Here is a 23,799-nt window from a genome sequence, read left to right as displayed (position 1 = left end):
GCCATGGTCATTCCGCCGTATCGGTACGGGGCCGACCCCAGTCAGTGGATCACTGTGCCGCCCCAGGGCTACGGCGGTATCCAGTGGGTCGTAGCCACGCTCATGGACGGACTGCTGGAGGCCGGGTGCCAGATCCTGCTTCTCGGAGCCCCTGGAAGCCCCGTCCAGGCGGGAGTCACGGTGTCCGCCGCGGTTGAGACAGCCGAGATCCACGCCGCCATCGAGGCGTTCGCCCCGGACATCGTCCACGACCACTCAAACGCTGCCGCGCTTCCACCGGACGTGCTAAGGCCAACCGTGAGCACGCACCACCTCAACGGCGTGCCGGAGCGTCAGATCAACGGCATCTACCTCTCCTGCGCACAACGCACCGCCGCGGGGTCCGTGTCCGCCCCGGTGATCCGGCTACCGGTCAATCCCTCGCGATATCCATTCCAGGAGGCGAAGGACGACTACCTGCTCTTCTTGGGGCGGGTCTCCGCACACAAGGGCGTACGCGAGGCGGCGGCATTCGCACGCGCCGCCGGCCTGCCGCTGACCGTTGCCGGACCAGCCTGGGAGAAGGACTACCTGGACGCCTTGCTGGCCGACTTCCCGCACACCGTCCGCTACGTAGGCGAAGTCGGCGGCGGCACCCGTACCCGACTCATCGCACGCGCCCGGGCACAACTCGTGCTGTCTCAGCCCTGGGGCGGCCCATTCGGCGGACGATGGATCGAGCCTGGCGCCACCGTGGTCTCGGAGGCCACAGCCAGCGGCACCCCGGTGATAGCCAGCGACAACGGTTGCCTGCCTGAGATCGTCCCCGGCGTCGGCACGGTACTACCGGTCGGGCAGAAGATCACCCTCGGAGACGCGAAGCGGGTGCTGGCATCGCTGCCCACGGCCCAGGCCGTGCGCGAAACGGCGGTCGACCGATGGGGCCACCACACCATCGCGCGCCAGTACCTCGCGGTCTACAAGAGAGCGGTCAGCGGCAAGGTCTGGACGTGACCTCGGCAGATCACGCCGAGCGCTGCCTCGCGAGACGCTGACGGCGCGCCTCGTAGAGAACGACGGAGGCGGCGTTCGACGCGTTCAGGGAGCTGGCCGAGCCCGTCATCGGAATGCTGATCACGTGGTCGCAGAGCTCACGCCAGGCCGCACTGAGGCCCGCGGTCTCATTGCCGATCAGCAGCAGGACCGGCTGGGTCAGGTCGAATTCCGAGACTTCGGCGTCACCGTTCTCGTCCGTGCCGACTACGGCCACCGGCCGCCCCTGAGTGCGCTCCTTCTCCAGCCACTCCATGACCTCGTGGTGCGACTGGCTGCGCACCACGGGCACGGCGAAGAACGACCCCGTGGAGGCACGCACCGACTTGGGGTCGTACGGATCCGCAGCGTGTCCGGTCACGATGAGCCCGTCGGCACCGAACGCGTCGGCCGACCGCACGATGCTTCCGATGTTGCCGGGCTGTGTCGGCCGGTCGAAGACCAGACCGAGAAAGTCGTCGTGGACCTTGATCCGCGACAGACTGTCCGGCGCCATCTCGACCACCGCTAGGACCTCCGCAGCCCCGTCGGCCTTCTCGCTGAGCTCGGCGAGCAGCTGCGGTGCCATCGCTACGCGCTCGGCACCGATGCCGCGAAGTAGATCCTCAGCCCATCGGGAGAGCGGGCGGCTGGCGTCGTAGAGCAGGGAACGAATGGTCCAGCCGTGCTCCACGGCCATCGTGATCGGACGTACGCCCTGGACCAGGAACTCCTTGGCACGCCCTCGCTTGGTGCGGTTGTTGAGCAGCGTCTGCAGCTGCTGGAAACGGGCATTGCGGGTCGTGATCCGCTGCACTGCTACCCGTCCTCCAAGCCAAAGATGATCATTTGCTAGCCCGGCCGTCCCTCGGTGAACCACGACACCGGGCAACCAGCAGGTTACACGCCCCGCAGAGGTGACCATGTGTGCCCAGCTCGTTACATCATGGGCTCGGTCGCGATGTGCGCGGAGGTGAGGGCCGGCCAGTTTTCGAAGGGGAACCGCTCGCGCCCAGGCGATGTGGTCGAACTCCTTCGGCGGAGCGCTGCGCCTCTCGAACCGGAGAACGGCCCGAAACCGTAGGAGTGGCGATCAAGCTGCGCTCCACTGGGCCTGACCGTCTTCGTTCCTGAGCGTTTCAATGCGGTAGCCAAGCTGCTTGCCAGCCGCTTCGTCGCCACGGTCCGCACGCCGAATGAAGGAACCGAGTGTGTGTAGGTCACGGATTCCGCAGAGGACCCGAAGGCCAGGCCACTCCCTGATGTCATAGCCGTACCGAAGGCTGAATTCGTCCAGTTCCTCAGTGCTACGACCGAAGCGGATGCCTTGGAATGTGTTCGCCAGGTCGATCTCGCGTGGACCGAATGATGCCTCGTCCCAGTCACCGAGCCTCACCTCTTGGCCGTCCCACAACGTGTTGCCTGGATACGCGTCGGCGTGGAGATGACCGTACCCGAGAGGAAATTCCAGATCCCTGTAGGACTCCAGGAGCTCACCTCGGCGTGCGGTGAGGGGCCTCGCGTTTTCCGGACAGGTAATTTAGCCGGTTATTTCATGCGGCGAGGCGGAGTCGTTCATGATCGGCGTGTGCTTCTCGTGGCGGGCGATAGCCGATCGCCGAGTGAAGACGCTTGCGATTGTACCAGAACTCGATATACCGAATAATGTCCCGCCGGGCCTCCTCGCGAGTGTGATACGTCACGCGTGACACACGTTCGTTCTTCAAGGCACCGAAGAACGATTCGGCCATGGCGTTGGTGTGTCCAGAAGGTGATTGTGAGGTTCTGATGTAGAAGACGGGAACGAACAGTTGCCATGCTGTTGTGGAGATGAAGGTAGGTCCTTCGGCATCGGCATGCAGGTGCAGGTGTCAAACCACCATGAGCTGCTGCGGTGAATGAGCCGTGGTGGTGAGCGTCATGGAAAAGCCGTACTAAATATGGCAGGTGTGGGCTGAGAAGGCGAACGCAAGTGAACCGCCGATGACGTGTCGTAAAGCTTAGACGACATCAAAACCAGGGCCTCAATGCTGTCCTGGGACAAGCCAGACGGGAACCTGTTTACTGGTCTGGCGGTGTCCGGCATGAAGGTGGCGCGAGCTCAGTCTGGGCTTCACAACGGAACTGGAGAACTCCTCGACGCGAAACCGCGATCCATGGGTTGACGTGGCTCGCGAGAGGGAGAGGCGCAAGTGGCGAAGAGTCATGAGGGCCGGAGTACCGGTCGCGCGTCGGGAGGGCGGAACGTCCCGTAGTAGTGATGAAACCTCCGTAATAGGGGTGGAGCGAAGGGGACGTGTTGTTGGGTGTCGATCGGCGATCAACCAGCGATGGGAGGAATCGGATGGTCGAGACAAGGCCAGCGGACAAGCCGTTTGATATTCCGAGGCGGCTGGTCTGGAACGCATACCTGAAGGTCAAGGCCAACAGGGGAGCGGCTGGGGTGGATGGGCAGTCTTTAGCGGAGTTTGAGCAGGATGAGAAGAACAACCTGTACAAGCTGTGGAACCGGCTGTCCTCGGGAAGCTACTTCCCTCCACCCGTGAGAGCGGTTGATATTCCCAAAGCCGGCGGTGGGATTCGGAGCCTTGGGGTTCCGACCGTGGCCGACAGGATCGCCCAGACGGTAGTGGCTATGACATTGGAGCCTGAGGTGGAGCAGATCTTCCATCAGGACTCGTATGGCTACCGCCCGAGGCGGTCCGCGCTGGATGCGGTGGAGACGTGCAAGCAGCGGTGCTGGAGGCATCCTTGGGTGATCGGCCTTGACATCCAGGGCTTCTTCGACAACGTGCCGCACGGCCCCATCAACGCGGCAGTGGAAAGGCATACCAATCTTCCGTGGGTTCTGCTGTATGTGAAACGGTGGCTAGTCGCCCCCGTACAACAGCCCGACGGAACGCTCGTCAGGCGGGAAAAGGGGACTCCCCAAGGGTCTGCTATTTCACCATTGTTGTCGAATCTGTTCATGCACTACGCCTTTGACGCGTGGTTGGTCCGGGAGTACCCGGCGATCAGATTCGAGCGGTACGGCGACGATGCTGTGGTGCACTGTGCCAGTGAGAAGCAGGCGATTTTCGTCCGCGACATCATCGAGGGCAGGCTGCTGCAGTTCGGATTACGTCTCCATCCGGAGAAAACCAGGGTGGTGTACTGCAAACAGGAAGGTCGTGAACGGGAGTTCCCGGTCACGAAGTTCACGTTTCTGGGGTATACCTTCCGTCCTCGGGCTGCCCGCTTGCGGGATGGGAGGCTGAAGACCGGCTTCCTTCCCGCAGTGAGCGAAACAGCCATGAAGTCCATGGCGAGGACTATCCGGAGCTGGCGACTGGGGCGCTGTACCGAGCTGAGCTTTCAGGAGATCGCCGCGATGATCAACCCCGTCGTGGCGGGATGGATCAACTACTATGGGCGCTTCTACAAGTCCAGGTTGATCAGGTTTCTGGAACAGCAGATCAATCCGTTCCTGGTGAAATGGGCCCGGAGGAAGTACAAACGGTATCGTCGTGCTTCAAGGAAGGCCCGGAGAAGGCTGGCTGAGATTGCCTCAGCATTCCCGGGCATGTTCGCTCACTGGAAGCATGGCGCGTTGCCCACTGGTTCAACAATGGGAGCCGTGTGAGTCGCGAGGTTCACGCACGGTTCTGAGAGCGGCGGTGGGTGAAATTCCCGCCGCCGACTCACCTCAAAACAGATTCCGGTCCGGCCGGCCGAGCGCCGCAACCCGAGTCTCCCGAGGACCTTCCCGTACTCGGCCGACATGTAATTGCTGCCGCGATCGGAGTGGAAGATCGCGCCCTTTGCGAGCTTCCTGTTGCGGGCCGCGTTCCGGATCGCCCGGGATATCAGCGGTGTCTGGTAGTGGTCGTCCATGGCGTAGCCGATGATCTCCTTGGTGCAGCAGTCGATGACGGTCGCCAGATAGAGCCACCCCTCACCGGTCGGAATGTAGGTGATGTCGCCGACGAGTTTTTCTCCGGGCGCGTCGGCGGTGAAGTCGCAGGGCCCCGGCGAGTGCCTGGATCATCCCGTTCTGGGATGTTGATCTCGGTGATGGGTCCCGGAAGCAGGTGAACACGGCACCCGTGGATCATGGAGTTCTCTACGCTTCAAGATCCACGAAGGTGCCGTGTTCGTTCCTCCATCATCCCCTGTCGCTGCCCCCGCTTGCGCGGTGCCCCGCCTGGAAGCCCTCGGCGAGGGGGCCGCCAAGGATCAAGTCCGCTGCCTGGTGGCCGAGTTCGAGTCGGTCACCGATCCGAGAGGGGCTTGCGGGGTGCGGTACCGGCTCTCCTCGCTGCTGGCCCTGGTGGTCTGCGCGATGACACCCGCCGGCCACGACTCGATCACCGCGGCGGCGGAGTGGTGCCGACGCGCGACGCCGGAGGAACTGGCCGCCTTCGGCCTGCCCTACCACCCGCTCCTCGGCCGCTACCGGGTGCCGAGCGAGAAGACCCTGCGCAGCGTCCTGGGACGCCTGGATCCAGGTGAGATCTGTGCGGCGGCCTACGACTACCTTTGGCCCCTGCTGTCCGCACAGCCCCGTCGGCCGGAGCCGGTGATGCCCGACGGCGGCACCGAGCGTGAACAGCGCCGGGCCCACCGGGCAGCCGCCCACGCCGACCCGATACGCATCCGGCGGCGGGCGATCGCGGTGGACGGCAAGTGCCTGCGCGGCGCCCGCCGCCCGGACGGCAGCCGGGTCTTCGTCCTGTCCGCCGTCCGCCACGGCGACGGCGTCACGCTCGCCTCCCGCGAGATCGGCGCGAAGACCAACGAAATCCCCGAGTTCGCACCCCTCCTCGACGGAATCGACGACGCGGACCTCGCGGGGACGATCGTCACCGCCGATGCACTCCATGCCCCACGCGACCACGCCACCTACCTGCACGAACGCGGCGCTCACTACCTGCTGACCATCAAGAACAACCAACGCGCACAAGCCCGTCAGCTCCACTCCCTGCCCTGGAAGAAGATCCCCGTGATCCACCGTGACGACGCCCGGGGCCACGGCCGACACGAGCAGCGGCTCGTGCAGGTCGTCACCGTCGACGGCCTGCTCTTCCCGCACGCGGCCCAGGTCCTGCGCATCCAGCGCAGACGCCGCCTCTACGGCGCGAAGAAGTGGTCCAGCGAGACCGTCTACGCGATCACCGACCTGCCCGCCGAGGAAGCGAACGCCGCCGAGATCGCGTCCTGGGCTCGCGGGCACTGGACCGCGGAAAACACCGTCCACTGGTGCCGAGATGTCACCTTCAACGAGGACAAGTCCCAGGTCAGGACCCACAACACGCCCGCCGTACTCGCAGCCCTCCGCGACCTGATCCGCAGCACACTCAAGCTCGCGGGTTACATCAACACCGCCGCCGGACGACGAGCCCACACCGAACGCCCCCGCGTCCTCGCCCTCTACGGCATCACATGATCAAACCGGACGATCCAGGCACTCGCCGGGGCCCTGAGGGGCAGGCGACTGGTGGGCATGTTCGCCGGCATGTACTACGCCGGGATGCGTCCGGCGGAGACCGTCGGGGTCGCGATCCAGGACTGCTACCTCCCCGAGGAGGGGTGGGGGCTGGCGAATCTCCATCGGACCAGGCCGACCGCGGGGAAGAAGTGGACCAAGACGGGTGAGGTGCACGACGACCGCGGCCTGAAGAACCGCGATCCCGAGGAGGTGCGTCCGACGCCTCTGCCGCCGATCCTCGTGGCCATCTGGCGCGACAGCATCGCCACGTTCGGCACGGCAGATGACGGCAGACTCTTCTTCAACGAGCGTGGCGGACTGGTCGGCTCCTCGACCTACTCGCGCGTGTGGGCCGAGGCCCGCGAGCTCGGCCTGCCACCAGAACTTGTCGTGAGCCCGCTAGCTGACCGACCGTACGACCTGCGTCACTCGGCGCTGTCGACATGGCTGAATGCCGGAGTCGATCCGACGGAGGTCGCAGAGCGGGCCGGAAACACCGTGGAGGTGCTACTCGCTCGGTATGCGAAGTGTCTCCATGGGCGGCACGTGGTGGCCAACAAACGAATCGAGGATCTGTTGCTCGAATACGAGTGACGATGATCACACCGAACGCCCCGGGGGTGAACCCTCGGGGCGTTTGCTATGTGGCGGATTGGCCATTAAGTGACTCAATGTCCGATCCCGCGTATGTCCCGCAGCGTGCGTCCTACGGCTGCTTTCGCTGGCCCCTGGCTGCATATAGCTGCGGTTACTTCGTTTTGGCATCTGCGCTGGTCAGATGGCGTTTTAACCCTCTGGCCTGCAGTGCCCCCGGCAGGATTCGAACCTGCGCACACGGCTCCGGAGGCCGTTGCTCTATCCCCTGAGCTACGGGGGCGTGTCGGTTGCGGTGATCGCTTCGACGGGTAGAACAGTACCAGTTCCGGCGGGGTGGTCATGAACCGTTTTCCGCGGGGTGGGGGAGGCCGGTGTCGCCCTGTGCGTTCGAGGCGCCACCCACGGGAGGCGGAAGTGGGGAAAGCGCGGACGCGGTGGCCGGTCTCGACCTATTCTCGAGTTGTGCCAGGGGCGTCGCGCCGGGTGCTTGTTGTGGACGACAACAAGGTCATCCGGCAGTTGATCAGGGTCAATCTCGAGCTTGAGGGCTTCGAGGTCGTGACCGCGGCCGATGGTGCCGAGTGTCTGGAAGTCGTTCATCAGGTGCGGCCCGACCTGGTCACCCTCGATGTCGCCATGCCGCGGCTCGACGGGCTCAGGACCGCGGCCCGGCTGCGTTCCGATCCCCGGACCCGTGACCTGCCGCTCGCCATCATCAGCGCCTGTACCCAGTGCGAGGTCGAGAGCGGGCTCGATGTCGGCGTTGACGTCTTCCTCGCCAAGCCCTTCGATCCTGCTGAACTCGTGCGGTTGGTCTGGCAGTTGGTCGATCGGCGGAGGCGGGGAGCCAGTGGGGGCGGTGGCGGGACGGGCAACGGCGGTGGCCTCGGGGGTGCCGAGCGGGCCGCCGGGCACGCCCCCGGGTAGTCGCGCGCCCGGTCCGTCCATTCGGGCGTCCACATCATGGGATCCCGGCCGAGCCGGCTCGCCTCCCCACCCCCCTCCTCCCCTACCCTTGTCCCGTGACCCCCGTCGAGCTCTCCCGTACCGTGCTGCGCGCGGTACGTCGTGCTGTCGACGACGGGGAGCTGAGCGTGGCCGTGCCCGAGCGGGTCGTCGTCGCGCCGCCGGGGCCCGGGGGGTGCGGGGAGTACGCCACCAACGTCGCCCTTCGGCTGGCCCGTCCGGCCGGCCGGACGCCGCAGCACGTCGCCGAGGTGCTCCGGACCCGCCTTCTACGCACCGACGGCATCGGCGACGTCGTCATCACCGGCCCCGGGTTCCTCAACATCAGCCTGTGTGAGGCCGACGTGTCCGTCGCTCTCGTGACGGAGGTCCTCGGCGCGGGTGACATCCCTTACGGGCATCTCCCCGAGGGGAGCCGGGAGCCCGTGCTGCTGCGTGGCGCGGCCGACGTGCGTGCCTTCGTGCACCTCGATGCGCTGGCCCGGACCCTGCGGGCACAGGGGCATTTCGTACGGGTCGGCTTCGACGCTCCGCCCGCCTCCGAGTGGGGCGCCGTGCTCGGGGAGGGCGGCATCGAGGGCGCCCCTCTCGAGGACGAGCAGAGCGCCGACGCCCAGGACAGCCGCCCCCCCGTCACCGTCCGCCCCGTTCCCGCCCCGGCCGACCCGCTGCCGCTGGGCCGGGACGCCGCGCGCTGGGCGCTGCTGCGGCCCGCGGCGCGCGACCGGCCGCGGATCAGCGGCGAGCACCTGGAGCAGAGGGAGAGCAACCCTCTCTTCCGGGTGCGGTACGCCCACGCCCGCACCCGTGCCCTCGCGCGCAACGCCGCCGACCTCGGGTTCCGCCCCGAGCCCGGCCCCGTCGGAGTGAGCGGAAACCGGCCGCTGCTCACCGCCCTCGCCGACCACCCCCGCGTGCTCGCGGCCGCCGCGCGGCACCGCGCTCCCGACCGGCTCGCCCGGCATCTCGTCACCGTCGCCGATGCCACCCAGCCTCTGCTGCCCGCCGTGCTGCCGCTCGGCGCGGAGAAACCCTCGGCCGTCCACCGCGCCCGGCTCGCGCTCGCCGACGCCGCCGGGACGGTGCTCGCCGACGGCCTGTCCCTGCTCGGCATCGACGCCCCCGACCATCTTTGAGAGAGCACGCGAAGAATGAGCCGTTCCGCACATCCCGCCGGGCCCCGTCACGCCGACGTCCTGCCCGAGGGGCGCTCCGCAGCGAGCACAGCACCGCCCGCCGACCTCAACGCCCTCGACCCCAAGGTGTGGGCGCAGACCGTCAGCCGTGACGCCGACGGCGCGCTCACCGTCGGCGGGGTCCCCGTCACGCGGCTCGCCGAGGAGTTCGGCACCCCCGCCTACATCCTCGACGAGACCGACTTCCGGGCCCGCGCGCGGGCCTGGCGCACCGCCTTCGGGGACGACGCCGACGTGTTCTACGCCGGCAAGGCGTTCCTCTCCCGGGCCGTCGTGCGGTGGCTCCACGAGGAAGGGCTGAACCTCGACGTCTGCTCCGGCGGGGAGCTGGCCACCGCCCTGTCCGCCGGAATGCCCGCCGACCGGATCGCCTTCCACGGCAACAACAAGTCCGTGGCCGAGATCACCCGGGCCGTCGAGGCCGGGGTCGGGCGGATCGTGCTCGACTCCTTCCAGGAGATCGTCCGGGTCGCGCACATCGCGCAGTCGCGCGGCAGGCGACAGCGGGTACAGATCCGTGTCACCGTCGGCGTCGAGGCGCACACGCACGAGTTCATCGCCACCGCGCACGAGGACCAGAAGTTCGGGATCCCGCTCGCCGGCGGGCAGGCCGCCGAGGCTGTGCGGCGGGCGCTCCAGCTGGACGGGCTGGAGGTCATCGGCATCCATTCGCACATCGGGTCGCAGATCTTCGACATGTCCGGGTTCGAGGTCGCGGCCCACCGGGTCGTCGGGCTGCTCAAGGAGGTCAGGGACGAGCACGGGGTCGAGCTGCCGGAGATCGACCTCGGCGGTGGTCTCGGCATCGCCTACACCAGCGAGGACGACCCCCGCGAGCCGCACGAGATCGCCAAGGCGCTGACCGAGATCGTCACCCGGGAGTGCGAGTCCGCCCGTCTCGCCACCCCCCGCATCTCCGTCGAACCCGGGCGGGCCATCGCCGGACCGACGGCCTTCACCGTGTACGAGGTCGGCACCGTCAAGCCGCTCGACGGGCTGCGCACGTACGTCTCCGTCGACGGCGGGATGTCGGACAACATCCGCACCGCGCTGTACGACGCCGAGTACAGCGTCGCCCTCGTCTCCCGCAGTTCCGACGCCGACCCGATGCTCTGCCGGGTCGTCGGCAAGCACTGCGAGAGTGGTGACATCGTGGTGCGCGACGCCTTCCTGCCGGGGGACCTGGCGCCGGGCGACCTGATCGCCGTACCGGCCACCGGGGCGTACTGCCGGTCGATGGCGAGCAACTACAACCACGTGCTCCGCCCGCCCGTCGTCGCCGTCGCGGACGGTGAGGCACGGGTGATCGTCCGGCGCGAGACCGAGGAGGACCTCCTCCGCCTCGACGTCGGGTGAGGGGGAACGGCAGGGGCGGAGAAGGAAACCAGGAAGGAAGCAGAGAAGGAGTGGCGGAAGATCTTCGGTTCTTCCGGCTTTCCGACGAAATTGATGTCTCACGATCCGGACAAAGGGAAGAATCCTCCGTCCGGTGAGTGAGACTGGTGCAACCTAGACGGTAATCAGGAAACGAGGTCGGATGATGCGTACGCGTCCGCTGAAGGTGGCGCTGCTGGGCTGTGGAGTGGTCGGCTCAGAGGTGGCGCGCATCATGACGACGCAGGCCGCCGACCTCGCCGCCCGCATCGGGGCCCCGGTGGAGCTCGCCGGGGTCGCCGTGCGGCGCCCGGACAGGGTGCGCGAGGGCATCGCCCCGGAGCTCGTCACCACCGACGCCACCGCCCTGGTCAAACGGGGCGACCTCGACGTCGTCGTCGAGGTCATCGGCGGGATCGAGCCGGCGCGGACGCTGATCACCACCGCGTTCAAGCACGGCGCGTCCGTCGTCTCCGCGAACAAGGCACTGCTCGCCCAGGACGGTGCCGCGCTGCACGCCGTCGCCGAGGAGCACGGCAAGGACCTCTACTACGAGGCCGCCGTCGCCGGTGCCATCCCGCTGATCCGGCCGCTGCGCGAGTCGCTCGCCGGTGACAAGGTCAACCGGGTGCTCGGCATCGTCAACGGCACGACGAACTTCATCCTCGACGCCATGGACACCACCGGCGCCGGCTACCAGGAGGCGCTCGACGAGGCCACCGCGCTCGGGTACGCCGAGGCCGACCCGACCGCCGACGTCGAGGCCTTCGACGCCGCTGCCAAGGCCGCCATCCTCGCCGGGATCGCCTTCCACACGCGCGTGCGCCTCGACGACGTGCACCGTGAGGGCATGACCGAGGTCACGGCCGCCGACTTCGCCTCGGCGCGGGAGATGGGCTGCACCATCAAGCTGCTGGCCATCTGTGAGCGGGCCGCGGACGGTGGATCGGTCACCGCGCGGGTGCATCCGGCGATGATCCCGCTCACCCACCCCCTGGCCTCCGTGCGCGGCGCGTACAACGCCGTCTTCGTGGAGTCGGACGCCTCCGGGCAGCTGATGTTCTACGGGCCCGGCGCCGGCGGGGCGCCCACCGCCTCCGCCGTCCTCGGCGACCTCGTCGCCGTCTGCCGCAACCGGCTCGGCGGGACCACCGGACCGGGTGAGTCCGCCTACGCGGCGCTGCCCGTCTCCCCGATGGGAGAGGCCGTCACGCGCTACCACATCAGCCTCGACGTGGCCGACAAACCGGGTGTTCTCGCCCAGGTCGCGACCGTGTTCGCCGAGCACGGTGTCTCGATCGACACGGTTCGCCAGCAGGGCAAGGACGGGGAGGCCTCCCTCGTCGTCGTCACCCACCGTGCGTCCGACGCGGCCCTCGGCGGCACCGTCGACGTATTGCGCAAGCTCGACACCGTGCGTGGTGTCGCCAGCATCATGCGGGTTGAAGGAGAGTAAGCAGCAATGACCCACCAGTGGCGCGGAATCATCGAGGAGTACCGGGACCGGCTGCCGGTCGCCGACACCACGCCGGTCGTGACGCTCCGTGAGGGCGGCACGCCGCTCGTACCCGCACAGGTGCTCTCCGAGCGCACGGGCTGCGAGGTCCACCTCAAGGTCGAGGGCGCGAACCCGACCGGGTCCTTCAAGGACCGGGGCATGACCATGGCCATCTCCAAGGCCAAGGAGGAGGGCGCGCAGGCCGTCATCTGCGCCTCCACCGGCAACACCTCGGCCTCCGCCGCCGCCTACGCGGTGCGTGCCCGGATGGTCTCCGCCGTGCTCGTGCCCCAGGGCAAGATCGCGCTCGGCAAGATGGGCCAGGCCCTGGTGCACGGCGCGAAGATCCTCCAGGTCGACGGCAACTTCGACGACTGCCTTACCCTGGCCCGCGCGCTCAGCGACAACTACCCCGTGGCGCTGGTCAATTCGGTCAACCCGGTGCGTATCGAGGGTCAGAAGACGGCCGCCTTCGAGATCGTGGACATGCTGGGCGACGCCCCCGACATCCACGTCCTGCCGGTGGGCAACGCGGGCAACATCACCGCCTACTGGAAGGGCTACCGCGAGTACGCCGATGACGGCGTCTCCACCCTCAAGCCCCGGATGTGGGGATTCCAGGCCTCCGGCAGCGCCCCGATCGTGCGCGGCGAGGTCGTCAAGGACCCGGCGACGATCGCCACCGCCATCCGGATCGGCAACCCCGCCTCGTGGCAGTACGCGCTGGCCGCGCGGGACGAGTCCGGCGGCTTCATCGACGAGGTGACGGACCGTGAGATCCTGCGCACCTACCGGCTGTTGGCCTCACAGGAGGGTGTCTTCGTCGAGCCCGCGTCCGCCGCGTCGGTCGCCGGCCTGCTGAAGGCCGCCGAGCAGGGCAAGGTCGACCCGGGCCAGCGCATCGTGTGCACCGTCACGGGCAACGGCCTGAAGGACCCGGACTGGGCCGTCGCCGGGGCGCCGCAGCCGGTCACCGTCCCGGTCGACGCCGCGACGGCCGCCGAGCGGCTCGGACTGGTCTGACCGCCACAACCGGAAGGCCCGGGGTGCCGCACCCCGGGCCCTCCGGCCACCCGCCCCGGACGTTCCCCGCCCGGCGGCGGCACGGGTCGGCAGGACGGGCGTAAGAAGGTGCTTGTCCGGGAAAGTTCCCATGAGGGGGGCACAGAGGGCTTACGACACGCATCGTGCGCCTCCCGTGCGCCCTGTGTCGACACAGAACCTTCCTTCGATAGGCTGTACTCAACCCACCCGCCGCATATGCCGCGGTCCCGCGTCGTCTCCGTGGTCCGGACCATGGTCCGGAGGAGCCCGGAGGGGTTCGGGAAGCAGCCGGCCACCCTGGTCGGCGGCGGTCCCAGGGGTTCCGTACGTCATCGAATGTCATTCGACAGTTCGACAGGCCGGCAGTCTTCGACTGTCACCGTCACCAGCTCAAGGAGAGTCATCGAGCGATGGCCGGTCCCGCGTTCCGCGCAGCCGCCGTCCGGGTGCGCGTCCCCGCCACCAGCGCCAATCTCGGTCCGGGCTTCGACGCCCTCGGTCTCGCGCTGGGCCTCTACGACGACGTGGTCGTCCGGGTGGCCGACGCCGGGCTGCACATCGACATCGCCGGTGAGGGCGGTGAAACCCTCCCCCGCGACGAGAACCACCTGCTCGTACGTTCCCTGCGTACCGCCTTCGACCTGCTCGGCGGACAGCCGCGCGGCCTGGAGATCGTCTGCGCCAACCGCATTCCGCACGGCCGGGGCCTCGGCTCCTCCTCCGCCGCCATCTGCGCCGGAATCGTCGCCGCCCGCGCCGTGACCATAGGCGCCGAGGCCAGGCTCGACGACACCGCGCTGCTCGAGCTCGCCACCGAGATCGAGGGCCACCCCGACAACGTCGCGGCCTGTCTGCTGGGCGGCTTCACCCTCTCCTGGATGGAGAGCGGCGCGGCCCGCGCCATCAGGATGGAGCCCGCCGAGTCCGTCGTGCCGGTGGTGTTCGTACCCGGCAAACCCGTCCTCACCGAGACCGCGCGCGGTCTGCTGCCGCGCACCGTGCCGCATGTCGACGCCGCCGCCAACGCGGGCCGTGCCGCCCTGCTCGTCGAGGCTCTGACCAGGCGCCCCGAACTGCTGCTGCCCGCCACCGAGGACCGTCTGCACCAGGAGTACCGCGCCCCCGCCATGCCCGAGAGCGCGGCGTTGGTCGAGCGGCTGCGCGCGGACGGCGTCCCCGCGGTGATCTCCGGCGCGGGCCCCACCGTCATGGCGCTGGCCGACGCGGAAACCGCCGACAAGGTCGAAGCGCTGGCCGGCAACGACTGGGCCGCCAACCGGCTCGGCCTGGATCCGCAGGGAGCGAGCGTGCTTCCGCTCGCCACCTGACACACGGTTGCCGGATAAGGAGAGGGGGAATGTTTGTTGGATCCGGTAGTGTTAACCTCAAGTCTGCACCCGCACTCCACCATGGCGAGGTGCCTCGTGTCCCCGATCGGGACAGACATTCTTCCGGGAGCCCCCCAAGCCCAACTGTGTTCTCTGCTTCGTACGCGGGCAGTACGTCGTACGCGGACACTGGACGGCCCGCCGGGCACGCTCCGGAACCGGTGCGACCACGCCACGTGACACTGGATGCCACGGCTCGGGGAAGCGCCATCACCAGATATCCCTTCCGCCGTCGAGGCGGACCACCGCCCCGGCACGGTTCGCACAGCAAGGACCGAAGCCGGACAGCACAACCGGTCGCCGAGCCAGACAGGCCGACGTCCGCTCCAGGGAAGGACCCTTCGTGAGCGACACCACCGATCTGATGGGCGCACGTGTCGAGGAGACCGCTGCCGCGCCCGCCACGGACGCCTCCGCGCCTGCCAGCGGTGCCGGCTCCCGGCGGCGCCGGGGTACCGGCCTCGAAGGCATGGTGCTGGCCGAGCTTCAGCAGGTCGCATCCGGCCTCGGCATCAGGGGCACCGCGCGCATGCGCAAGAGCCAGTTGATCGAGGTCATCAAGGAAGCGCAGGCGTCGGGCGGCTCCGTCGCGCCGAAGAGCGAGGCTCCGGCCGAGGCGGCGGAGACCAAGCCCAAGCGCCGCGCCACCTCCAGGACCCGTACGGGCGACACCGCCCAGAAGAAGTCCGCTGCCGAGGCTCCCGCCGAACAGGCCGCCGCCCAGCAGCAGATCGACATTCCCGGCCAGCCCTCCCCGAAGGCCTCCGCCCCGGCCGAGCAGGCCCCCGCCGCCGAGGTCCCCGTCGAGCGCCGCCGCCGGGCCACCGCGGAAGCGGGTGCTCCGTCCGCCGCGGCCGAGAAGGCTCCCGCCGAGGCGAGGAGCGACGCGAAGGCCGAGGGCCAGGCGCAGTCGCAGCAGTCCTCGTCGCAGGGCGACGGCAAGTCCGACGGCGACGGCGACGGCCGCCGCCGTGACCGCCGCGAGCGCGGCCGTGACCGGGGCGACCGTGCCGAGCGCGGCGACCGTGCCGAGCGCGGCGACCGGGGCGACCGTGCTGAGCGCGGCGACCGTCGGGGCAAGGGCGACGACCAGCAGCAGAACCAGGGCGGCCAGGGCCGTCAGCAGAACCAGCAGCAGGGCGGCCGTCAGGACGACGGTTACGACGACGACGGAGGCGGCCGTCGCGGCCGTCGAGGCCGCTACCGAGACCGCCGTGGCCGCCGTGGCCGCGACGAGATGACCTCCGAGCCGCAGGTCACCGAGGACGACGTCCTGATCCCGGTCGCGGGCATCCTCGACATCCTCGACAACTACGCGTTCATCCGGACCTCCGGCTACCTGCCCGGCCCGAACGACGTGTACGTCTCCCTCGCCCAGGTCCGCAAGAACGGCCTGCGCAAGGGCGACCACCTCACCGGCGCGGTGCGTCAGCCGAAGGAGGGCGAGCGGCGCGAGAAGTTCAACGCGCTGGTCCGCCTCGACTCCGTCAACGGCATGGCGCCCGAACACGGCCGAGGCCGCCCGGAGTTCAACAAGCTCACTCCGCTCTACCCGCAGGACCGCCTCCGCCTGGAGACCGATCCCGGCGTCCTCACCACGCGGATCATCGACCTCGTGTCGCCGATCGGCAAGGGCCAGCGCGGTCTGATCGTGGCCCCGCCGAAGACCGGCAAGACCATGATCATGCAGGCGGTCGCCAACGCGATCACGCACAACAATCCCGAGTGCCACCTGATGGTCGTCCTCGTCGACGAGCGTCCGGAAGAGGTCACCGACATGCAGCGGTCGGTGAAGGGCGAGGTCATCTCCTCGACCTTCGACCGCCCGGCCGAGGACCACACCACGGTCGCCGAGCTCGCCATCGAGCGTGCCAAGCGTCTGGTGGAGCTGGGTCACGACGTCGTCGTGCTGCTCGACTCGATCACGCGTCTGGGCCGTGCCTACAACCTGGCCGCCCCGGCCTCCGGCCGCATCCTCTCCGGTGGTGTCGACTCGACGGCGCTGTACCCGCCGAAGCGCTTCTTCGGCGCGGCCCGCAACATCGAGGACGGCGGCTCGCTGACCATCCTCGCCACCGCGCTGGTGGACACCGGGTCCCGCATGGACGAGGTGATCTTCGAGGAGTTCAAGGGCACCGGCAACATGGAGCTCAAGCTCGACCGCAAGCTCGCCGACAAGCGCATCTTCCCCGCGGTGGACGTCGACGCGTCCGGCACCCGCAAGGAGGAGATCCTGCTCGGCAGCGACGAGCTGGCCGTCACCTGGAAGCTCCGCCGGGTGCTGCACGCGCTCGACTCGCAGCAGGCGATCGAGCTGCTTCTCGACAAGATGAAGCAGACGAAGTCGAACGGCGAGTTCCTGCTGCAGATCCAGAAGACGACGCCGACGCCCGGCAACGGCGACTGACGTCCGCCGTTCGTCACACCCGTCTCCTCACGAGGGCCGCTTCCCGGACATCCGGGGCGCGGCCCTCGTGGTTCCGGACGACGGCGCGGACGGGGTGGTGCAGCCGGTTCCGGTGTGGTCGAAGGGGGTACCCGGGCGGACGGGAGCCGCCTATGTCTGCCGAGAGCACGCACCGGAGCGACGGCCTGCGGGCCGGGGGCCGCAGCCGCAGGGGGCGGGGCATGAAGGTCGTGGCGTGGACCGCGGCCCTCGTCGCCGTCCTCGGCGGCGCCGGCCTCGGATACGTGTACGCCACCCTCGACGGCAACCTCAGGAGCGTCGACATCGACCGGATACTCGGAGCCGACCGGCCCGAGAAGGCCGACGACGGCTCCGAGAACATCCTCGTCCTCGGCTCCGACACCCGCTCCGGCGGCAACGGGAAGCTCGGCGGCGGCACCGACGACGGCACGGCCCGCTCCGACACCGCGATGATCGTGCACGTCCACGAGGGACGGGACGAGGCCTCCGTGGTGTCCGTCCCGCGGGACACCCTCGTCGACCGTCCCGAGTGCACCGGCGCCGAGGGCGGCAGGCACCCCGCCGCGGACGGCGTGATGTTCAACTCCGCGTACGCCACGGGCGGGGCCGCCTGCGCCGTCAAGACCGTCGAGTCGATGACCGGCCTGCGCATGGACCACTACCTGGAGATCGACTTCAGCGGCTTCCGGGAACTGGTCGACGAGCTGGGCGGCGTCGAGATCACCACCACCGAGGACATCGACGACCCCGACAGCCACCTGCACCTCGCCGCCGGCACCCACCGGCTCGACGGCGCGCAGGCCCTCGGCCTGGTCCGCACCCGGCACGGCGTGGGCGACGGCTCCGACCTCGGCCGCATCCAGCTCCAGCAGGCCTTCGTCAGGGCCCTGGCCCAGCAGGTGGACGGCGTCGGCCTCCTCACCGACCCCGGGAAGCTCCACGGCATCGCCGACACCGCCACCCGGGCCCTCACCACCGACACCGGTCTGGGCTCGGTGAACTCCCTGATGTCCTTCGCCGGCGGCCTGCGCGACATCGACCCGGCCGGCCTGCACATGGTGACCATGCCGGTGCGCTACGACCCCGCCGACCCCAACCGCCTCGTGCCCGAGCCGCGGAAGGCGCGGCTGGTCTGGGACGCCCTGAGGAACGACGAGCCGATCCCGGGGGCGGCCACGGACGACACGACCACCGGCGGGGCCGGGGGCATCGCAGGTGCCCCGTGAGCAGCGCCGAAGGCCCCGCGGAGCCGGCGCCGCCGCGCCGGGAACAAAAGGAGGCGGCCCCCGGTTTGGGGGGATGGCACCAGTCCTGGCAGACTGGTACGTCGGCTCCGGTTCACGCTCCCGCATCCCGCGGCGGCGACCCGGCGCCCTCCCGAACCTAGGAGTCACCTTGAAGCGCGACATCCACCCCGAGTACGTCGAGACGCAGGTCAGCTGCACCTGCGGCGCGTCGTTCACCACCCGCAGCACCATCGAGTCCGGCACCGTCCGGGCCGAGGTCTGCTCCGAGTGCCACCCGTTCTACACGGGTAAGCAGAAGATCCTCGACACCGGTGGCCGTGTGGCCCGCTTCGAGGCCCGCTTCGGCAAGGCCCCCGGCTCCAAGAAGTAGCGAGCCCCATTTCGCCGGTCCACGGCCGCGCCCCCGCCCGGGGCAGGCCGGGACCGGCGTTTTTGGTCCGCCCCTTCACCCACGTACCAGCAGGAGCCCAAGATGTTCGAGGCCGTCGAGGAACTCGTCGCCGAGCACGCCCACCTGGAGACGAAGCTCGCCGACCCGTCGGTCCACGCCGACCAGGCCAACGCGCGCACGCTGAACAAGCGCTACGCCGAACTCACCCCGATCGTCACCACGTACCGCGCCTGGAAGCAGACGGGTGACGACATCGGGACCGCGCGTGAACTGGCCGTGGACGACCCGGACTTCGCCGCCGAGCTGAAGGACCTGGAGAAGCAGCGCGAGAAGCTCACCGAGAAGCTCCGCCTGCTGCTGGTCCCGCGCGACCCCAGCGACGAGAAGGACGTCATCCTCGAGGTCAAGGCGGGCGCGGGCGGCGACGAGTCCGCCCTGTTCGCCGGTGACCTGCTGCGGATGTACCTGCGGTACGCGGAGCGCGTGGGCTGGAAGACCGAGATCATCGACGCCACGGAGTCCGAGCTGGGCGGCTACAAGGACGTCCAGGTCTCCGTGAGGACCAAGGGCGGCCAGGGCGCCACCGAACCCGGCCAGGGCGTGTGGGCCCGGCTGAAGTACGAGGGCGGTGTGCACCGCGTGCAGCGGGTGCCGGCCACCGAGTCGCAGGGCCGCATCCACACCTCCGCGGCGGGCGTCCTGGTGACCCCCGAGGCGGAGGAGGTCGACGTCGAGATCAACCCGAACGACCTGCGGATCGACGTCTACCGCTCCTCGGGGCCCGGCGGGCAGTCCGTCAACACCACCGACTCCGCCGTGCGCATCACGCACCTTCCGACCGGAGTCGTCGCCTCCTGCCAGAACGAGAAGAGCCAGCTGCAGAACAAGGAGCAGGCGATGCGTATCCTGCGCTCCAGGCTGCTCGCGGCGGCGCAGGAGGAGGCGGAGAAGGAGGCCGCGGACGCCCGGCGCAGCCAGGTCCGCACCGTCGACCGCTCCGAGAAGATCCGCACCTACAACTTCCCGGAGAACCGCATCTCGGACCACCGCGTCGGGTTCAAGGCGTACAACCTGGACCAGGTCCTGGACGGCGATCTGGACGCGATGATCCAGGCCTGTGTCGACGCGGACTCGGCCGCCAAGCTCGCCGCGGCATGAGGCCGGCCCACCGGGCCTGAGCACCGGGCCCGCTGTCCGGGCCCCGCGCGAGGGGCCCGGACAACCGGGCCGCCGCAGCGACCGTACAAGAACTTCCGGAGGATGAGCGTGCAGCACCATAGAGGGGGGCGACCCCCAAGCCCTCGCAGCGTGCTGCTCGCGGAGGTGGCCCAGGCCACCCAGCGGCTCGCCGACGCGGGCGTGCCCTCGCCGCGCACCGACGCGGAGGAGCTCGCCGCGTTCGTGCACGGCGTCAAACGCGGCGCACTGCACACCGTCCGGGACGCCGACTTCGACGCCCGCTACTGGGAGGTCGTCGCCCGCCGCGAGGCGCGCGAACCGCTCCAGCACATCACCGGGCACGCCTACTTCCGCTACCTCGAACTCCAGGTGGGGCCCGGGGTGTTCGTGCCGCGCCCGGAGACCGAGTCGGTCGTCGGCTGGGCCATAGACGCGGTACGGGCCATGGACGTCGTCGAGCCGTGCGTCGTCGACCTGTGCACCGGCTCGGGCGCCATCGCGCTCGCCCTCGCCCAGGAGGTGCCGCGCTCCCGCGTGTACGCCGTGGAGCTGTCCGAGGACGCCCTCGTGTGGACCCGCAGGAACGTGGAGGGCTCGCGCGTCGAACTGCGCCAGGGAAACGCCCTGACGGCCTTCCCGGACCTCGACGGCCAGGTCGACCTCGTCGTCTCCAACCCGCCGTACATCCCGCTCACCGAATGGGAGTACGTCGCCCCCGAGGCGCGCGACCACGACCCCGGCCTGGCGCTGTTCTCCGGCGAGGACGGCCTCGACCTCATCCGCGGTCTGGAACGTACCGCGTACCGCCTGCTGCGCCCCGGCGGAGTGGTCGTCGTCGAGCACGCCGACACCCAGGGCGGCCAGGTCCCGTGGATCTTCGCCGAGGACCGCGGCTGGACCGACGCAGCCGACCACCCCGACCTGAACAACCGGCCCCGGTTCGCCACCGCCCGCAAGGCGCTGCCGTGACCGTCCGGCAGACTTCGACCACCCCCAGCCGCATGTGCACGAGGAGGCCCGCCAGATGGCTCGGCGATACGACACCAACGACGTGACCGACCGCGCGACCGGTCTGCGTGAAGCCGCGTCCGCGGTCCGTCGCGGCGAGCTTGTGGTGCTGCCGACGGACACCGTCTACGGCATCGGTGCCGACGCGTTCACCGGCGAGGCCGTCGCCGACCTCCTGGAGGCCAAGGGGCGCGGCCGCACCATGCCCACGCCCGTCCTCATCGGCTCCCCGAACACCCTGCACGGCCTGGTCACGGACTTCTCCGAGCTGGCCTGGGAACTGGTCGACGCGTTCTGGCCGGGCGCGCTGACCCTGGTCGCCCGGCACCAGCCGTCCCTCCAGTGGGACCTCGGCGACACCCGCGGCACGGTCGCCGTCCGCATGCCACTGCACCCGGTCGCCATCGAGCTGCTCACCGAGGTCGGCCCGATGGCCGTCTCCTCGGCCAACCTGACGGGACACCCCGCGCCGGAGAACTGCGACGCGGCCCAGGAGATGCTCGGCGACTCCGTCTCCGTCTACCTCGACGGCGGGCCCACCCCGGGCATCGTCCCCTCGTCGATCGTCGACGTCACGCGCCCCGTGCCCGTGCTGCTGCGCGAAGGCGCCATCCCGCCGGAGGAGCTGCGGAAAGTGGTACCCGACCTAGAGGTGGCGAATTGACGGCCCCCGAGTCGGGGCGTGGCATAGGCGACGGGGAACGCAGCGCGGAGGAGACGACCACCTTCGGGTTCCCGCGCGACACCTTCCGCATCCTCCACGTCAGCACCGGAAACGTCTGCCGCTCGCCCATCACCGAGCGGCTGACCCGGCATTTCGTGAGCCAGCGGCTGGGCATCCTGGGCGGCGGGCTGATCGTGGAGAGCGCGGGCACCTGGGGCCACGAGGGCGCGCCGATGGAGTCCCACGCGGAGACCGTGCTGGCCGACTTCGGCGCGGACGCCTCCGGCTTCACCGGCCGTGAACTGCTGGACGACCACGTGATCCGCGCCGACCTGGTGCTGACCGCGACCCGCGACCACCGCGCCCAGGTCATCTCCATGGGCCACTCGGCGGGCCTGCGCACCTTCACGCTGAAGGAGTTCACCCGCCTGGTGAACGCGATCGACCCGGCGACCCTGCCCACACTGGACGAGGGCCTGGTCATGCGCGCCCGCGCCCTGGTCCGCGCCGCCGCCGCGCTGCGCGGGTGGCTGCTGGCCCCGACCGCCGAGGCGGACGAGGTCTACGACCCCTACGGCGGGCCCCTGCCGTTCTTCCGCTCCATCGGCGACGAGATACGCCAGGCCCTGGACCCGGTCGTCACCGCCCTCACCGGCGTCCCGCCCCGGGCCTGACCGCTCCGCTCGGGCCCGTCCGGCCGCCGGCACGGGCCGTCCGGGTGTCTGCTCCGGCCGCCGACGTGCCCCGTACGAGCCGCCGGGGGCGTCCCCGGCGCCCCGGGCGTGAGCGGGTCGTGAGCGGGGGAGCGAGGACGCTGTTCCCCGGTGGCGTGCCCGGGGGCCCGGCAGCCGAGCGGGGCGGAGGTGGCGGGCCTACATTGGTCGTACGTCGGCTTCGACGTCCAGGAGCGCGCCATGACGGTCACCCACGCCCTCGAGGGCGGGTTCGGGGTCCTGCACCGGCAGGACCCCGAGCTCGCCGGGATCCTGCTCGGTGAGCGTGCGCGGCAGGCGACCACCCTCCAGCTGACCGCCGCCGAGAACTTCACCTCGCCCGCCGTGCTGGCCGCCCTCGGCTCACCGCTCGCCAACAAGTACGCCGAGGGGTACCCGGGCGCCCGCCACCACGGCGGCTGCGAGATCGCCGACGTCGCCGAACGCCTCGCCGTCGAACGGGCCAAGGCACTCTTCGGCGCCGACCACGCCAACGTCCAGGTCCACTCCGGATCGTCGGCCGTGCTGGCCGCCTACGCCGCCCTGCTGCGCCCCGGGGACACCGTCCTGGCCCTCGGCCTGGCCCACGGCGGCCACCTCACCCACGGCTCGCCCGCGAACTTCTCCGGCCGCTGGTTCGACTTCGCCGGCTACGGCGTGGACGCCGGGACCGGCCTGATCGACCACGCCCAGGTCCGCACCCTGGCCCGCACCCACCGGCCCAAGGCGATCGTCTGCGGCTCCATCGCCTATCCCCGCCACGTCGACCACGCCTTCTTCCGCGAGGTCGCCGACGAGGTCGGCGCTTACCTGATCGCCGACGCCGCGCACCCCATCGGGCTCGTCGCCGGGGGAGCGGCGCCCAGCCCGGTCCCGTACGCGGACATCGTCTGCGCGACCACGCACAAGGTGCTGCGCGGGCCACGCGGCGGCATGATCCTCTGCGGCGCGGAGCTGGCCGAACGGGTCGACCGCGCGGTCTTCCCCTTCACCCAGGGCGGGGCCCAGATGCACACCGTCGCCGCCAAGGCGGTCGCCTTCGGGGAGGCGGCGACCCCGGCCTTCGCCGCGTACACCCACCAGGTCGTCGCCAACGCGCGGGCCCTCGCCCGGGGCCTGGCCGACGAAGGGCTGGTCGTCACCACCGGCGGCACGGACACCCACCTGATCACCGCCGACCCGGCTCCGTTCGGCGTCGACGGACGCGGGGCCCGCGGCCGGCTGGCGGCGGCCGGAATGGTTCTGGACTGCTGTGTCCTGCCGCACACCGACGTCCGCGGGCTGCGCCTGGGCACCGCGGCGGTGACCACACAGGGCATGGGGGAGCGCGAGATGGCGCTGATCGCGGGGCTGCTGGCGAGCGTTCTGCGCGGCGGCACCGGGCCGGCGCAGGCCCGTGCGGACGTACACGAACTGACCGCCGCCTTTCCGCCGTATCCCGGCTGAGACGTGTCACCAGGCCGGGCATACGCACCCGTACCGGTGCCCGTGCGGGCTCGGCGAGCCCGGGTACCGGGCCGTGCGCGCCGCTGTGCACAGACGGACGTGCAACCATCGTCGCTACCCGGAAGTCCTCACCCCTATGCGTGCCTCGCTAGGGTGTGAGGCTGTGACGGCCAGCGAGACCT

General features: G+C 69.8%; 20 protein-coding genes, 1 tRNA gene and 2 pseudogenes. 18 read left to right on the top strand and 5 right to left on the bottom strand.

Annotated features, from left to right (window positions below; all coding sequences use genetic code 11):
- Positions 1-3 precede the first annotated feature (3 nt).
- On the top strand, positions 4-993 hold the full coding sequence (locus tag HUV60_RS09770; protein ID WP_257847792.1) for a glycosyltransferase: 990 nt from the start codon (positions 4-6) through the stop codon (positions 991-993).
- Positions 994-1,003: 10 nt separating this feature from the next.
- Here the strand turns inward: HUV60_RS09770 and HUV60_RS09765 are convergent, their stop codons facing one another.
- The 3 genes from HUV60_RS09765 to HUV60_RS09755 all read right to left on the bottom strand — a co-directional run bounded on the left by HUV60_RS09765 (position 1,004) and on the right by HUV60_RS09755 (position 2,801).
- Positions 1,004-1,828 carry an RNA methyltransferase gene (locus HUV60_RS09765; RefSeq protein WP_257847793.1) on the bottom strand — a complete coding sequence of 275 codons (825 nt, stop codon included), beginning with the start codon at positions 1,826-1,828 and terminating at the stop codon, positions 1,004-1,006.
- A 276-nt stretch (positions 1,829-2,104) separates the two neighbouring features.
- Positions 2,105-2,482 carry a phosphotransferase family protein gene (locus HUV60_RS09760; protein ID WP_257850107.1) on the bottom strand — a complete coding sequence of 126 codons (378 nt, stop codon included), beginning with the start codon at positions 2,480-2,482 and terminating at the stop codon, positions 2,105-2,107.
- Positions 2,483-2,564: 82 nt separating this feature from the next.
- A complete protein-coding gene (locus HUV60_RS09755) occupies positions 2,565-2,801 on the bottom strand; it encodes an integrase core domain-containing protein (RefSeq protein ID WP_443047507.1) in 237 nt (78 codons plus the stop codon).
- A 554-nt stretch (positions 2,802-3,355) separates the two neighbouring features.
- On the opposite strand from HUV60_RS09755, the gene ltrA reads away from it, so the two are divergent.
- Positions 3,356-4,633, top strand: a complete 1,278-nt coding sequence (ltrA, locus tag HUV60_RS09750) for a group II intron reverse transcriptase/maturase (RefSeq protein ID WP_269441160.1) — start codon at positions 3,356-3,358, stop codon at positions 4,631-4,633.
- Here ltrA and HUV60_RS09745 read toward each other — a convergent pair.
- Positions 4,582-4,986: pseudogene (locus HUV60_RS09745) on the bottom strand (DDE-type integrase/transposase/recombinase); the annotation flags it as partial. The gene ltrA and the pseudogene HUV60_RS09745 overlap by 52 nt on opposite strands.
- A 154-nt stretch (positions 4,987-5,140) precedes the next feature.
- Here HUV60_RS09745 and HUV60_RS09740 point away from each other — a divergent pair.
- Both HUV60_RS09740 and HUV60_RS09735 read left to right on the top strand, forming a co-directional pair.
- Positions 5,141-6,436 (top strand): ISAs1 family transposase, encoded by a 1,296-nt coding sequence (locus tag HUV60_RS09740; protein WP_257847795.1) that lies wholly within the window; start codon positions 5,141-5,143, stop codon positions 6,434-6,436.
- A gap of 36 nt (positions 6,437-6,472) precedes the next feature.
- Positions 6,473-7,072, top strand: a pseudogene (locus HUV60_RS09735) (tyrosine-type recombinase/integrase); the annotation flags it as partial.
- A 211-nt stretch (positions 7,073-7,283) separates the two neighbouring features.
- Here HUV60_RS09735 and HUV60_RS09730 read toward each other — a convergent pair.
- A tRNA-Arg gene (locus HUV60_RS09730) sits at positions 7,284-7,355 on the bottom strand.
- A 59-nt stretch (positions 7,356-7,414) separates the two neighbouring features.
- On the opposite strand from HUV60_RS09730, the gene HUV60_RS09725 reads away from it, so the two are divergent.
- The 14 genes from HUV60_RS09725 to glyA all read left to right on the top strand — a co-directional run bounded on the left by HUV60_RS09725 (position 7,415) and on the right by glyA (position 23,617).
- Positions 7,415-8,002 (top strand): response regulator, encoded by a 588-nt coding sequence (locus tag HUV60_RS09725; RefSeq protein WP_443047250.1) that lies wholly within the window; start codon positions 7,415-7,417, stop codon positions 8,000-8,002.
- A 95-nt stretch (positions 8,003-8,097) separates the two neighbouring features.
- Positions 8,098-9,177: an ArgS-related anticodon-binding protein NrtL gene (gene nrtL / locus HUV60_RS09720; protein WP_257847797.1), complete on the top strand. Its 1,080-nt coding sequence runs from the start codon at positions 8,098-8,100 to the stop codon at positions 9,175-9,177.
- Positions 9,178-9,192: 15 nt separating this feature from the next.
- Complete coding sequence (gene lysA / locus HUV60_RS09715) at positions 9,193-10,593, top strand: diaminopimelate decarboxylase (protein ID WP_257847798.1); 1,401 nt, start codon at positions 9,193-9,195, stop codon at positions 10,591-10,593.
- Positions 10,594-10,774: 181 nt separating this feature from the next.
- Positions 10,775-12,067 (top strand): homoserine dehydrogenase, encoded by a 1,293-nt coding sequence (locus HUV60_RS09710; protein WP_257847799.1) that lies wholly within the window; start codon positions 10,775-10,777, stop codon positions 12,065-12,067.
- A gap of 6 nt (positions 12,068-12,073) precedes the next feature.
- On the top strand, positions 12,074-13,132 hold the full coding sequence (gene thrC / locus HUV60_RS09705) for a threonine synthase (RefSeq protein ID WP_257847800.1): 1,059 nt from the start codon (positions 12,074-12,076) through the stop codon (positions 13,130-13,132).
- A 431-nt stretch (positions 13,133-13,563) separates the two neighbouring features.
- On the top strand, positions 13,564-14,481 hold the full coding sequence (gene thrB / locus HUV60_RS09700; protein WP_257847801.1) for a homoserine kinase: 918 nt from the start codon (positions 13,564-13,566) through the stop codon (positions 14,479-14,481).
- A gap of 403 nt (positions 14,482-14,884) precedes the next feature.
- A complete protein-coding gene (gene rho / locus HUV60_RS09695; RefSeq protein WP_257847802.1) occupies positions 14,885-16,948 on the top strand; it encodes a transcription termination factor Rho in 2,064 nt (687 codons plus the stop codon).
- A gap of 152 nt (positions 16,949-17,100) precedes the next feature.
- Positions 17,101-18,195 (top strand): LCP family protein, encoded by a 1,095-nt coding sequence (locus tag HUV60_RS09690; RefSeq protein ID WP_257847803.1) that lies wholly within the window; start codon positions 17,101-17,103, stop codon positions 18,193-18,195.
- A gap of 169 nt (positions 18,196-18,364) precedes the next feature.
- Positions 18,365-18,586, top strand: a complete 222-nt coding sequence (rpmE, locus tag HUV60_RS09685; protein WP_257847804.1) for a 50S ribosomal protein L31 — start codon at positions 18,365-18,367, stop codon at positions 18,584-18,586.
- A 102-nt stretch (positions 18,587-18,688) separates the two neighbouring features.
- Positions 18,689-19,765 (top strand): peptide chain release factor 1, encoded by a 1,077-nt coding sequence (gene prfA / locus HUV60_RS09680; protein ID WP_257847805.1) that lies wholly within the window; start codon positions 18,689-18,691, stop codon positions 19,763-19,765.
- A 102-nt stretch (positions 19,766-19,867) separates the two neighbouring features.
- Positions 19,868-20,755 carry a peptide chain release factor N(5)-glutamine methyltransferase gene (gene prmC / locus HUV60_RS09675; RefSeq protein WP_257847806.1) on the top strand — a complete coding sequence of 296 codons (888 nt, stop codon included), beginning with the start codon at positions 19,868-19,870 and terminating at the stop codon, positions 20,753-20,755.
- A gap of 55 nt (positions 20,756-20,810) precedes the next feature.
- A complete protein-coding gene (locus tag HUV60_RS09670; RefSeq protein ID WP_257847807.1) occupies positions 20,811-21,458 on the top strand; it encodes an L-threonylcarbamoyladenylate synthase in 648 nt (215 codons plus the stop codon).
- Entirely contained in the window at positions 21,455-22,132 is a 678-nt protein-coding gene (locus HUV60_RS09665) for an arsenate reductase/protein-tyrosine-phosphatase family protein (RefSeq protein ID WP_257847808.1), read from the top strand. Before HUV60_RS09670 ends, HUV60_RS09665 begins: the two co-directional genes overlap by 4 nt.
- A 240-nt stretch (positions 22,133-22,372) precedes the next feature.
- Positions 22,373-23,617, top strand: coding sequence for a serine hydroxymethyltransferase (glyA, locus tag HUV60_RS09660; protein ID WP_257850108.1), 1,245 nt, complete (start codon positions 22,373-22,375; stop codon positions 23,615-23,617).
- The last annotated feature ends 182 nt before the right edge of the window (positions 23,618-23,799 follow it).

Source organism: Streptomyces sp. KMM 9044, from assembly GCF_024701375.2.
In the GTDB taxonomy this organism is placed as follows: Bacteria; Actinomycetota; Actinomycetes; order Streptomycetales; family Streptomycetaceae; genus Streptomyces.
This window is presented reverse-complemented; position numbering and strand designations above follow the sequence as displayed.